Source organism: Herbaspirillum frisingense GSF30 (assembly GCF_000300975.2).
Taxonomy (GTDB): Bacteria; Pseudomonadota; Gammaproteobacteria; order Burkholderiales; family Burkholderiaceae_D; genus Herbaspirillum; species Herbaspirillum frisingense.
This window is the reverse complement of the sequence record NZ_AEEC02000022.1, coordinates 1-12,412: the sequence shown is the minus strand read 5'-3', so window position 1 is coordinate 12,412 and position 12,412 is coordinate 1. Positions and strand designations below refer to the sequence as shown.

Here is a 12,412-nt window from a genome sequence, read left to right as displayed (position 1 = left end):
GACCCTCCTTCGATTTTCAGTACATTCGTATCAGCATCAACACCAGCAGGAGCAAGCATGCGTCAGATCATTCTCGATACCGAAACCACGGGCCTTTCGCCGCGCAACGGCAACCGCATCCTGGAAATCGGTTGCGTGGAAGTGCTCAACCGTCAGTTGTCGGGCAAGAACCTGCACTTCTACATCAACCCCGAGCGTGACTCCGAAGAAGGTGCGCTGGCCGTCCACGGCCTGACCACCGAATTCCTGGCCGACAAGCCGACCTTCAAGCAGATCGCCGCCGAGTTCCTGGACTACGTGCGCGGTGCCCAGATCATCATCCACAACGCTCCCTTCGACGTCGGCTTCCTGGATGCCGAACTGGCCCTGCTGGGCCTGCCGCCCTTCAAGGAGCACATCGCCGACGTGGTGGACTCGCTGCAGATGGCCAAGGAGCTGCACCCTGGCCGTCGCAATTCACTCGATGCGCTGTGTGACCGTTATGGCATTTCCAACGCTCACCGCGTTCTGCACGGCGCCTTGCTGGATGCGGAATTGCTGGCCGAGGTCTACCTCTCCATGACGCGAGGCCAGAACTCGCTGACCATGGACCTGGGCACCGAGGAAGAAGTCAGCGCCGGTGACGGCAAGCTGGAACTGGCTCCGCTGTCCGAAGTGATCGTGCTGGCCGCCAGCGAAGACGAACTGGCCCTGCACGAAGATGTGCTCAACCAGCTGGACAAGGAAGCCCGCGGCAGTTGCGTCTGGCGCTTCGAACCGCCGCCACCCGAGGCCGCCGCCGAAGCAGCCTGAACAGGCGAATCTGGCCAAAGAATGTGGCCGGACTGCCCGCAGGATTTTGCATGGCGATAAAAATGAAGAATTATTTACCAAGCGCTTGCGCACCGTGAAAAAGATTGGCATAATCTTGTCTCTCGATTGGCGCTGCAGCAAAAAGCCGGTCAGGTACGGAAGGTTAGCTCAGTGGTAGAGCACTGCATTCACACTGCAGGGGTCGCAAGTTCAAACCTTGCACTTTCCACCAAATTCAGAAAAGCCCGCCTAGTGCGGGCTTTTCGCTTTCCTGCTTCCGTTTTCCATTTTCCCTTCATCGCCCCCATTCGCTATCCGTTAAGCTAGCGGGCATTCGGAAAGCACAAGGAAACGAACCCTCATGCACGACATCATCTGCCCCCACTGCGGCAAAGCCTTCAAGATCGACGAAGCCGGTTACGCCGACATCCTCAAGCAGGTCCGTGACAGCGCCTTCGAGCAGCAATTGCATGAACGGCTGGAACTGGCCGAGCAGGACAAGCGCAACGCCATTGAACTGGCCCGCGCCCGCGCCGAGGGCGAGCTGCAGAAGGCCGCCGCCGCCCGTGATGCCGAAATCCAGGAATTGAAGGCCCGCCTGGAGGCTGGTGAACTCGCCCAGAAGATGGCCGTGTCCGAAGCCATGGCCAATGTAGAAAGAGAACGTGACCGGCTGGCCCATGACCTGGAGCAGGCAAAAAAGGAAAAGCTGTCCGACCTGCAACTGGCCGAGGCCCGCCTGGCCCAGCAACTGCAGCAGACCGTCAGCGAAAAGGATGCCGAGATCCAGGCGCTCAAAGCCAGGATGGAATCCATTGCCATCACCCAGAAACTGGCCGTCAACGAAGCGGTCGGCGTGGTGGAAAAAGAGCGTGATGAACTCAAGAGCAGCCTGGTGCGCGCCGAACTGGAAAAGCAGCTGGCCGAGAAATCATTGAAGGACAAGTACGAAACCCAGATCAAGGACCGCGAAGACATGATCGAGCGCCTGCGTGACATGAAGGCGCGGCTCTCCACCAAGATGGTCGGTGAAACCCTGGAGCAGCACTGCGAGACCGAGTTCAATCGTATCCGTGCCACTGCCTTCCCGCGCGCCTACTTCGAGAAGGACAACGATGCCCGCAGCGGCAGCAAGGGCGACTACATCTTCCGCGATACGGACGAGGCGGGTACCGAGATCGTCTCTATCATGTTCGAGATGAAGAACGAGAGCGATCGTACCGCCACCAAGAACCGCAACGAGGATTTCCTCAAGGAACTGGACAAGGACCGCCAGGAAAAAGGCTGCGAATACGCCGTCCTGGTCTCTCTGCTGGAACCCGAGAGCGAGCTGTACAACACCGGCATCGTCGATGTCTTCCACCGCTACCCGAAGATGTACGTGGTTCGCCCGCAGTTCTTCATTCCCATCATCACCCTGCTCAGGAATGCTGCACTCAATTCCTTGAAGTACAAGACCGAGCTGGCGCTGGTGAAGGCACAGAACATCGACATTACCAACTTCGAATCCGAACTCGATACCTTCAAGGCCGCCTTCGCCAAGAACTACGAACTGGCGTCGCGTCGCTTCCAGACTGCGATAGAGGAAATCGACAAGTCCATCGACCACCTGCAGAAGACCAAGGAAGCCCTGCTCGGCACCGACCGCAACCTGCGCTTGGCCAACGACAAGGCGCAGGATGTCACGATCAAGCGGCTCACGCGGGGCAATCCGACTATGGCGGGGAAGTTTGCCGATCTCAAGAAAGAGACGCCTGACGGGCAGTGATGTAGCCGGCTTCAAGGACATCGTGGTCAAGTCCTGTTGCCTTGTCCTCTCTCGATCATCGATGTGGCGAGGACTCCCCGTAACGGGCGGGAAGTCCGTGCGTGTCGTGGCAGGACGAAGCACCACCCGGCACGCTTTGTTTCTTCCTTGCCAGCTTTCTTAGAGCGAGGAAATCAATGTCGCACCACATGCAGTTGCGTCACCGTGATAGGCGACCTGCTTGCCGTGGTGCTTGCGCGTGCTGTTGCTGGGCTGGATGGCGAATTGCCCCTTGCACTTGGGACAGGTCGTCATATCGCCTTCAAGCGCGACCGCCTTGCCCATGGCCTTGAGTGTATCGTTGGCAGATATCACTTCACCGCCGTGAGAGGTCTTGTCACCCAGACGGATGACGGCTCTGCCTTGTTCATCTTTCATGAGGGGCTTTCGTTGGGTGATGGATGGTTGGTGGAGTGTCTTCGGCCCAAAGCAAGGCATTCAGCGCGGGGTCAGCTTCGCCTTGCCAATCTTTGATTTCCATTTTCGGATCGTCAGGATAATCGCCTCGCTGCCTGGCAAGCACGGTTTCACCCCAGCCGATTGGAGTATTCCCGCGGGGCTCATCGTAGGGGTCGTCAGGCTCAATGACGCTGACGTCCATGACTGCTTGCGGCCAGACAGGATCACGGCAAGTCCAGAGCGCTAGCAAGCGGTAGCCGGTCATGAGCAAGATGTACGGCATCATCGCGACGCGGTAGCGAACACTCGCCTGCATGCCTAAGTCGTACAGGCAGAAGAGGAAGCTTTCTCGCGTGTTCTCGCGCTCGCTAAAAAACAGGGGCGGCTTAGGTAATTCTGCCGGTCCGTGGTTCATGTACCAGCACCAGTAATTCCATTGAGATAGCAGTCCTTGCAGGTTCTCGTGCTCCTCCCATTTTCGGCCGATGGCAAAAGCACGCAGGACGTTACCGTCTTCATCCACTTCGTAATGGCGGATGTGATAGACCGGGCGGTGTTCGGCATATCCTCTGTGGACGCAGAAGATGGAATTTTTGCTCCAGGGAATTTCCCAGGTGACATCGCCATCCCCTGATTTTGCAAAAAATCTTCGGCGACGAATGAAATAGAGCTTCTTTTCTTTACGATTGAATCGGATAGGGCGTCGTTTCAACGCAAAGAACTCGTCACGTCCGTATTTGAACGCTACATATGCGAAACCGGAAATTGCACCGATCACAAGAAGAAGCATCGTGATCAAGTAGCTGTCGATCGTGTTATTTGGGTTTTGTATGACGCTGTTACCACAGTAAATTGATCCAATGATTCCCAAGCAGCAGATGATCACTCCGCCCCCTACCCACTGCCGGTCCTTATAGGGCTGGTCCGTCACATCCATGTAGGTGGAATTGATTCTGAAGACGGTAGCGGTGTCCTTGCACTCAGAGCTGACGGGTTTGTCGAGTGGCAAACGATGTTGCCAGTCCCAGTCTGGAATAGGGCGTCCAGCTTTGAATTGAAATATGCGTTCATCCATTTTTAACTTAAACGATTCTTTAGCTCCGTATGACGCTACGCGAGGCGGACCTATTTGTTCGGCCTTAAATCTTGGGAGGTATGTCTTTCGCCCAGAGCAGAGCATTGGCGCAAGGGTCTTTTGCACCAGACCAGTTTTCCATTTCCTTTTTGTCGCCTTCCGGATATTCATTTCGACCAATTGAATGCACTGTTTCCGCCCATCCTACGGGGGTGCTTCCTGAGGGTTCATCGAAAGGATCATCTGGATCGACGACACTGACCTTGTCCACCGCATCTGGCCATATCGGATCACGGCAAGTCCACAACGCCAGCAGGCGGTGGCAGGTCAGCAGCACAATGAGCGGCATCAGCGCGATGCGATGGGCTGAACTGGCACGCATGCCGAAGCAATATAGACAGAATAGAAAACTCTCCAAGACGTTCTCCTTCTCCTTGAAGAACAAGAGCGGCTTGGGAAGATCTACCGGACCGTGATCCATATACCAGCACCAGTAGTTCCACTGTGAGAGTAGGTCTGCGAGACCGTCCTCTTCCTCCCATTTCCTGCCGATCGCGAATGCACGTATGACGTTGCCATCCAGATCGACCTGATAGTGTCGAATATGGAACACGTGCCTACGTTCAACAACTCGGCGATGGACGCAAAAGATGGCGCTGTTGTCCCACGGAATTTCCCAGGTGATATCGCCCTGACCGGGCTTGGCAAAGAATCGGCGGCGACGAATCGCGTAGATTTTTTTCTCTTTACGGTTGAAGCGAATGGTACGACGTCTCAGTGAGAAGAATTCGTCCCGTCCATATTTTAACGCTTTACGCCCATAACTGATGCTTGATGCGATACCTACGAAATAGATAAAAATTGTCGCGAGATCCATTGTTAGTGATGGCAGTACTGTAATTTTGGCCAAGGCTGCCAACACTACTGTTGATATAAAGACTGCGATCAGAACCGCTGTAGCCAGCAATTGCCGGTCTTTGTAGGGCTGATCTGTTACGTCCATATAGGTAGAGTTGATTCTGAAAATAGCGCCGCTGTCTTTGCACTCCGAGCTCACTGGCTTGTTGATGGGTAGTCGATGTCGCAGATCCCATTCTGGAATGGGGCGACCTATTTCGAGCGGAAACATGCGTTCATCCATTTTCAGCCTCCCACGGCATCGTGATATCCCTTCAACTGGGCATCGAAGGAGGCATATTTCTCCCCAGCTGAAAACTCGCAGCGTGATATCCACGTCTTAAGTTGGCTGTTATTAATAAGCGCTATCGCGATTCCGATGCCGAAGGAGATCAGAAGTAGTGGCCAGAAAAGAGCGCCCAGTGAAAAAAATGTGGCCGCAGCTATTCGTGATGCCAGAATTCCACTTACTAAATATAGTCCGGCTAGGGCCTTGTTCCCCTCTCTGTAAGCCTTTGGCATATTGGTAAATATGTCGTAGCTTGCAGCGCCAATACCGGCAAGCGATCCCACTGCGCGAGCACCTAAAGTAATCATTGTCATATATCTTTGTCTCACGACCCATTGGTTCCGAATAAATGCAGCTAGAGGATGTTCCACGGATTTTTCCACAGTGACCGCAACCGTCTCGACGATGGTCGCGCCTAAGCTGAGGATCGCCACGGTAGCCTTGATTGTTGTTTCCTCCTCGTTGAACTGGTCATTGTTGGCGAGGTCCTTCATGGCAAAATTCAGTGCCACCAACTGTATAAGGATGGTTACTATGCCTAGCCTGAATTCCGGTGGTGACGATGAACCCAACCATCTCCGCGCCACCGCAACGCCCGGAATACCGATGCCCTTAATGCTTCCCGGCGCGATACGTCCCTCCCTCTCCAGCTTGGCGATGTCTAGCTCGTAAATGTCGATACTAGGGTTTGCTTTCGCGTAGTTCACTGCGCGACGAGCTTCCGTACGGGCATCGGCCCTGGTTTGCTGCCGCTGGCTGTCAAGTTTGACGCCCTGCTCTTTTGCTTGAGCGATAGCCCATTTCGCCAAGTCGAAGCGTGTCATTTTTTCGACCCTGACTTTGCCGTCAGCCAGGAGGTACAGATAAGCCTTAGCCAGTACGTTATGGCTGGTTTCGGAAAGGGATTTGCCAATGACATTGGCCGTGGTCAGTGCGAGCCGATCAATCAACTGTTCCTTCTGCATCGGATCCTGAAGCCGGGCGAGTGCCCCCTTGTAGATGTTGAGAACGTTTTCGAACTGAATGTCACTACCCTTCAGATGCGGCTCCGTCGCAGCGATGATGTCGGCCTGGTTGTATAGCAATGCACGGCCGTACAGGTTGCGAGGACTTTTCAGATCCCCGTCCGAGATCCAGCTGGTAAGCTGGTCGATGCAAGGCTGGGTGCAGACAGCATGGCCGATGCATTGCGATACCGATTCGTTGTAGGCATAGCCGCTGCGGATACCCTTCTTGGCTCTGAGGTTGATCCAGTCGCGGGTGCTGATGATGTCCACTACCTTTTGCGCGAGGATTTCCATGCTGTCGTTCTGTGCCTGGATTTGCACCCGTCCGCTGGCGGCGATGAGTTTCAGGCCCATGCGGTAGGCCAGCAGCGAGATCTTTTCTGCGGCACTGGCAAAGAAGGACTTGCCGGCCGCCAGCGAGACATGGCTGCCGGCGGTCACGGCGGCGTGCTCGGCACTGGCCAGATGGGTGGAGGCGCCGGAGCTGGCTTCGATACCGCTGGGGCTGGCCAGCAGCAGATGCGGTTCGCTCAATTCGGCAGGGCGGCCATCCTCGCTGCTGCCCTGGATGGCGTCGTTCTGCGCCTGGAGGGCGGCGGCAACTTGCTGCTGGTCGCCATCCTTGTCCTGGGCCTGGTGTTCCTGGGCCAACCGGGAGAGGCTGTCCACGGTGCTGCGCGCCTGCGTCAACCGGGTCACGGTCTCGCCCAGACCGGTCACATGTCCATGCGCCTTGGGTCGTGCCTCGCTGGTGAGCAGCAGTCCCTGGGCGGCGCGGATGACGCCGTGCGCGTCGGAACGTAGCTCGAATCCCTGGCCGCGGGCGTCCCGGCGTCCCTCCCGTTGTTCGATGCGGGTGATGTGGCCCAGGGAGAGTTGACTGTCGAAGGCGTCACTGCGCATCTGTGTCTGGATGGCCCCGTGCGTGTCATCGAAGAGCAGGTGACCGGAGCGGCCCACCGGGGTATTGCCCTGCCTGGGCGTGAGCTCACGGCTGCGCATGCCGGACAGGGCCACCTGCGAGGGTAGGGCCCAGGGTGGCATGTTGATCTGGTTGACCACGGAACCGGTGATGATGGGCCGATCCGGATCGCCACCCAGCCATTGCACGATCACCAGCTGCCCGATGCGCGGCACGGCGATGCATCCCTGTGTGCCGCCGGTCCAATGACTGGCCACCCTGATCCAGGCCGAACTGCCGGCGTCGTTCTTGCCGATCCGGTCCCAGTGGAATTGCACCCGCACCCGGCCATATTCGTCGACGAAGTGATTTTCGCCGGAGGGGCCGACCACGGTGGCCGTCTGGATGCCGTTGAGCAGGGTCGGCTGGCTGTGGTGACCCCGGCCTGGGCGCCAGGGGATGCGTCGGCGCAGGCAGGTGATCCGGTTGGTGTAGATGGGAGGTGCGTCGGCGCCCTGCAGGTAATTGTTGGTGGCGCTGTGCTCGACGCTGATGATCAGGAACTTCTGGTCTTCGTCACGACTGCTCCTGTCGGGCTTCCTTGATCCTTGCTCCGAGAAATGGCCGGTCATGCGGAAGGTGCGGCCCGGCTGCAGATAACGGCAATTGCCGGCGCCCTCGAAGATCTTGGCTTGGGCTTCGAATTCTTCTATCCGGATGCGGCTTTTCCGGTCGCCCTCTTCCCGGCTGCCAAAACCATAGGCGCCTGTGTATTCGTAATGTTCGACCGGCAGGGCCGAACCCTGCTTGTTCAGCGTCGGTACATTGACCGCAAGAGTGCCGGCCATCTTGAAATCGTAGCTGGTGAGGGCAACGCTAGCGGGCTGGAAGCGACGCGCTGCAGACCAGCTGGCAATGCCGTCTTCTTCGATGGCGCCGCCATGGCGCTGGAAGGGGACTTCCTCGTCGCCGTCGATGGGCTGGGCGTAGGTGGAGTCATCCGACAGTATCAGGTGATGGCCCTGGGCGTCGTGCTCATAGTGGTAATGCCATCCGGCGTCTTCCCATCGACGATGCAGCATATTGCTGTCGCTTTCGTCGAACTGGAACATCTGGGTCCGGACCGGATCGGTTTTTCTGCGCTGAAGGTCCCATTTCGCGTGCAGGCGATAGTCACGGAAGATCGTCGCACTCAGGTCTTCCAGCGAAAGACGGTGGAAGATGCGGTTGTTCTTGCGTGATTTCAGGAAGGCCAACCAGGGGACCAGCCGGGCTTCATAGAAGGCGATGCCACCATCGCTACGCAGGAGAGTGAAGCGATCGACATAGCCGGTGAAGTAGCGCTGCGTGCCATCGGCGCGGGTCAGGGCTGCGCACAGCAGCTTGCCCATCATGGTTTTGAGCTCGATGCCGGCATCGTTGCTCAGCAGTTCCAGCGAGTAGTAAAAATCGCGGCTCAAGGCCTCGCTGGCCTCCAGCCGATTGATCAGCAATTCGGCGTCGGGGCCGTCCTCATGGACGAAGGAGAGTTGCAGGATGCGATTGTGCTGGCGCTGGCGGGTCAGCATTTCCCAGCGCTTGGGGTCTCGTTGCATGCGGGTCTTTCTGCGGGAAGGGGTGGTTTCCCGGAGAAAGCGGATGCGCTACTAGCAGGCCAGATCGGGAAAGCGCAGATGGTTGCATGGCGCTAGCACGAAGTCTGTTGAAATGCTTCGAGAAATGAGGTGTTTTCGCCGCTGGCGATGATGTGGAAAAGGCTGACCGGAGAGGGCGTCCGGTGACGCTCAGTGGTGTAATTTCGTGCTGCCTTTTCGGATATCAGGTCCGGGAGAATCGGCTGAATTCCTCCGCCAGACTGGCGTAGAGACGCCGATACTGCGCCAGCCTGCGCATCAGTTGTTCCTGCCTTTCGGAGTCGGGACGATAGGTCTCCAGAATCTCCGGCGCCACGCAGACTTTCGCCACCTCCTCCCCCCTATGCGCCAGGCGCCCCAAGCGCGCTGCCCCCAGTGCTGCGCCGACTTCCGCCCCCGCATGTCGCCGCAAGGGAATCCCCAGCGCCGTGGCACACAACTCCCCCCAGAACGCACTGCGCGATCCCCCGCCGACGAGGGCGGCGCTCTGCAGCACGGTACCCGCCGACTGCAGCGCTGCATATCCGTCCGCCATGGCAAAGGCCACACCCTCCATCACGGCATAAGCCAGGTGGGCGGCGTCGTGCGCCGGTGTCATGCCGAACAGCACCCCCTTGGCGCTGGCATCGTTGTGTGGGGTGCGTTCGCCGTTGAGATAGGGCAGGAAGATCGGCGCCTGGGCCTGTTGCGTCGCGCTCAGGTGTTCGGCGCCGGCCACCAGCTCGGCCACCTCGCGACCGACCACGCCGGACAGCCAATGCAGGCTGGCGGCGGCGGACAGGATCACGCTCATCTGGTGCCATTGCCCGGGCAGGCAGTGGCAGAAGGCATGCACGCCCTGTTGCGGGTTGGGGGCGTGCCGCGCCGTGGCGGCAAACAGGACACCCGAACTACCCAGCGAGAGGAAGGCGTCGCCGGCCTGGATCACGCCGATGCCCACGGCGCTGGCGGCATTGTCACCGGCGCCGCCGGCCACCACCACCGGGCCGTCGATGCCCCATTCGCGGCGCAATTCCTCGCGTAGCGGGCCGGCCACGGCGCTGCCTTCCACCAGGCGCGGCATGTGGCTGCGGTCCAGACCGGTCGCCGCGAGCATGCGCTCGGACCAGTCGCGTCGTGCCACGTCCAGCCAGAGCGTGCCGGCCGCGTCCGACATCTCGGAGACAAACTCGCCGGTCAGCTTCCAGCCCAGGTAATCCTTGGGCAGCAAGACCTTGTCGATGGCACGGTAGACCGCCGGTTCGTACTTCGACAGCCACAGCAGCTTGGGCGCGGTAAAGCCGGGCATGGCGCGATTGCCGGTGATGAGGGCGGCGTCTGGCACCAGTGCTTCCAGCTCCACGCACTCGGCGTGGGCGCGCATGTCGTTCCACAGGATGGCCGGGCGCAGTACGTTGCCGTTGCGGTCCAGCAGGGTGGCGCCATGCATCTGGCCGGAGATGCCAATGCCGCGCAGCGCCGAGAAGGCCTGTGGGGCCTCGGTGCGCAGCGCGGCGATGGCGTCCTGCGCGGCGTTCCACCACGATTGCGGCGCCTGTTCTGACCACAGCGGGTGCGGGTTGTCCACGCGCAGCCTGGCACCGGTGGTGGCGATGACGCGGGAGTCGTCGTCGGTGAGGACGAGCTTCACTTCGGAAGTGCCGAGGTCGATGCCCAGATAGCTCAAATCAATTTCCTTTGCTTGCGGAGTAGGGGTCAGGCCACTGCCCGGACGTCGTCATTGAGCCGGTGCAGCGAGCGGAAACGCGAGGGCGGCATGCCCTTGCAGGCCAGGAACTGGCGATTGAAATTGGACAGGTTGTTGAAGCCCACCCGGTAGCACACCTCGGTCACGCTCAGTTCGGTGCACATCAGCAGTTCGCAGGCTTCGTTCAGGCGCAGGCCGTTCTGGTACTGGATGAAGGTGCAGCCGGTATGGCGCTTGAAGAAGCGGGTAAAACTGCTCACGCTCATGCCGGCCAGGTCGGCCACATCTGTCTCGCGCAGGTTGCCACCCAGATTCTGGCGGATATAGGACAACACCTGGTTGATGGTGGATGACATGTGGCGCTGGGCATTGAGGTCGTAACCCGGGCCGGCCAGCGGCCTGCGCTCTGGGCAGGACGCCAGTTGTTCCAGCACCGACATCATCAGCACCACGCGCCGCGCACCACCGGCCTGTGCCAGTTCCTGCATCAGCGGCGTGATCGATATCCCCAACGCATCGGGAAACTGCAGACCACGCGCTGCGCCATCGAGCAGTTCCTGCAAGGGGGCCAGTTCGGGAATGGCGCCCACCATGCGCTCGACGAAGGGGCGCGAGAACTGCAGCACCAGATCGCGCCCCGCCAGGTGATGGTCCGGCCCCAGGTTGCTGACCCAGTTGTGCGGCAGGTTGGGGCCGGTCAGCACCAGGTTGCCGGGGCCGAAATCGTCGATGCAGTCACCCACGAAGAACTTGCCGCTGGAGGCGGTAATGACGTGGATTTCATATTCGGGATGGAAGTGCCATTTGGCCACCGTGTGCGGGTAGTCATGCACCCAGGCCCTGAACGATTCGTCCTGGCGGGTATGCACCAGTTCCAGATCCGGACTCATGCTTGGTCTCCTTGCCATGCGGGCCGTCGTCATGCCAGGGGGCCGGCAGGGCGCCCGCGGGCAGCGACAGGTTCTCTCCGCTTGCTACATCGAACACATGCAGGTCATGCTGATCGAAGGCCAGTGTCAGCGGCGCGCCCGTTTGCGGCAGGCGCTCGGCAGGGACCAGCGCGGTCAGCGTCTCTTCGCCGCAACGGGTGGTCAGCAGTGCGTCGGCACCGAGAATCTCGACCAGTTCCACGCTGACCGGGCAGGTCAGGCTGGCGGCTGTGTCCCGCTGGCCGGCAATGCGGACGTAGTCGGGACGTATCGCCAACTTTACCGCCATTCCATGGCGCAGGCGTGAAAACCTTTCACCTTTGAGTGTCCAGCGCTGACGGGCCGTGTCGATGACCACGTCCTGTTCTTGCCGCTGCACCACGCCCGAGAGGAAGTTCATCGCCGGGGTGCCGATGAAGCCGGCCGCAAACAGGTTGCGCGGGTAGCGGTAGAGCTCGGCCGGGCTGCCGGCCTGGACGATGCGGCCCTCCTGCATCAGGACCACGCGATCGGCCAGGGTCATCGCCTCCAGCTGGTCGTGGGTGACGTAGACAGTGGTGGTGCGCAGGCGCTGGTGCAGGCGCTTGATGTCGCCACGCAACTGGGCACGCAGCTTGGCATCCAGGTTCGACAGCGGTTCGTCGAACAGGAACACCGAGGGCGTCTTGATGATCGCTCGGGCAATCGCAGCGCGCTGCTGCTGGCCGCCGGACATGGCGCGGGGCTTGCGTTCCAGCAGGGTGTCCAGGTTCAGCATGGCGGCGACCTCGCGCACCCGGCGGTCGATCTCGGCGGCCGGTCGCTTGAGCCGCCGCAGGCCGAAGGCGATGTTGTCATAGACATTCATGTGCGGGTAGAGCGCATAGTTCTGGAACACCATGGCCACGTTGCGATCCCGCGCCGGCAGCGCGTTGACTACCTGGCCGCCGATAGCGAGGGTGCCGCCGGAGATGTCTTCCAGGCCGGCGATCATGCGCAGCATGGTGGATTTGCCG

Annotated in this window: 9 protein-coding genes and 1 tRNA gene; 3 read left to right on the top strand and 7 right to left on the bottom strand. The window is 59.6% G+C overall.

What is annotated here, in order from left to right; all coding sequences use genetic code 11:
* The first annotated feature begins 57 nt into the window (after positions 1 to 57).
* From dnaQ to HFRIS_RS15460, 3 genes are all read left to right on the top strand, one after another.
* Positions 58 to 792 carry a DNA polymerase III subunit epsilon gene (dnaQ, locus tag HFRIS_RS15470; RefSeq protein ID WP_006464339.1) on the top strand — a complete coding sequence of 245 codons (735 nt, stop codon included), beginning with the start codon at positions 58 to 60 and terminating at the stop codon, positions 790 to 792.
* 157 nt (positions 793 to 949) lie between these two features.
* Positions 950 to 1,024, top strand: a tRNA-Val gene (locus HFRIS_RS15465).
* 129 nt (positions 1,025 to 1,153) lie between these two features.
* Positions 1,154 to 2,560, top strand: coding sequence for a DUF2130 domain-containing protein (locus tag HFRIS_RS15460; protein WP_006464338.1), 1,407 nt, complete (start codon positions 1,154 to 1,156; stop codon positions 2,558 to 2,560).
* A 159-nt stretch (positions 2,561 to 2,719) separates the two neighbouring features.
* Here the strand turns inward: HFRIS_RS15460 and HFRIS_RS15455 are convergent, their stop codons facing one another.
* The 7 genes from HFRIS_RS15455 to HFRIS_RS15425 all read right to left on the bottom strand — a co-directional run.
* Positions 2,720 to 2,977, bottom strand: a complete 258-nt coding sequence (locus tag HFRIS_RS15455; protein WP_006464337.1) for a PAAR domain-containing protein — start codon at positions 2,975 to 2,977, stop codon at positions 2,720 to 2,722.
* Positions 2,967 to 4,073 carry a DUF6708 domain-containing protein gene (locus HFRIS_RS15450; protein ID WP_039875997.1) on the bottom strand — a complete coding sequence of 369 codons (1,107 nt, stop codon included), beginning with the start codon at positions 4,071 to 4,073 and terminating at the stop codon, positions 2,967 to 2,969. Before HFRIS_RS15450 ends, HFRIS_RS15455 begins: the two co-directional genes overlap by 11 nt.
* Before the next feature lie 64 nt (positions 4,074 to 4,137).
* On the bottom strand, positions 4,138 to 5,214 hold the full coding sequence (locus HFRIS_RS15445) for a DUF6708 domain-containing protein (RefSeq protein WP_039875995.1): 1,077 nt from the start codon (positions 5,212 to 5,214) through the stop codon (positions 4,138 to 4,140).
* A 2-nt stretch (positions 5,215 to 5,216) separates the two neighbouring features.
* A complete protein-coding gene (gene tssI, locus HFRIS_RS24920) occupies positions 5,217 to 8,762 on the bottom strand; it encodes a type VI secretion system Vgr family protein (protein WP_006464334.1) in 3,546 nt (1,181 codons plus the stop codon).
* Between the two features lie 223 nt (positions 8,763 to 8,985).
* A complete protein-coding gene (gene xylB / locus HFRIS_RS15435) occupies positions 8,986 to 10,467 on the bottom strand; it encodes a xylulokinase (RefSeq protein WP_006464333.1) in 1,482 nt (493 codons plus the stop codon).
* Between the two features lie 29 nt (positions 10,468 to 10,496).
* On the bottom strand, positions 10,497 to 11,378 hold the full coding sequence (locus HFRIS_RS15430) for an AraC family transcriptional regulator (protein WP_006464332.1): 882 nt from the start codon (positions 11,376 to 11,378) through the stop codon (positions 10,497 to 10,499).
* Positions 11,314 to 12,412, bottom strand: a 1,099-nt coding sequence (locus tag HFRIS_RS15425) for an ABC transporter ATP-binding protein (protein WP_006464331.1), incomplete at its 5' end; no start/stop codon positions are given. The genes HFRIS_RS15430 and HFRIS_RS15425, both read right to left, overlap by 65 nt.

Excerpts from the sequence above, each read along its gene's own strand:
- HFRIS_RS15460 (WP_006464338.1), top strand. The coding sequence starts at position 1,154 with ATGCACGACATCATCTGCCCCCACTGCGGCAAAGCCTTCAAGATCGAC.
- HFRIS_RS15455 (WP_006464337.1), bottom strand. The coding sequence starts at position 2,977 with ATGAAAGATGAACAAGGCAGAGCCGTCATCCGTCTGGGTGACAAGACC.
- HFRIS_RS15430 (WP_006464332.1), bottom strand. The coding sequence starts at position 11,378 with ATGAGTCCGGATCTGGAACTGGTGCATACCCGCCAGGACGAATCGTTC.
- HFRIS_RS15450 (WP_039875997.1), bottom strand. The coding sequence starts at position 4,073 with ATGGATGAACGCATATTTCAATTCAAAGCTGGACGCCCTATTCCAGAC.
- dnaQ (WP_006464339.1), top strand. The coding sequence starts at position 58 with ATGCGTCAGATCATTCTCGATACCGAAACCACGGGCCTTTCGCCGCGC.
- tssI (WP_006464334.1), bottom strand. The coding sequence starts at position 8,762 with ATGCAACGAGACCCCAAGCGCTGGGAAATGCTGACCCGCCAGCGCCAG.
- HFRIS_RS15445 (WP_039875995.1), bottom strand. The coding sequence starts at position 5,214 with ATGGATGAACGCATGTTTCCGCTCGAAATAGGTCGCCCCATTCCAGAA.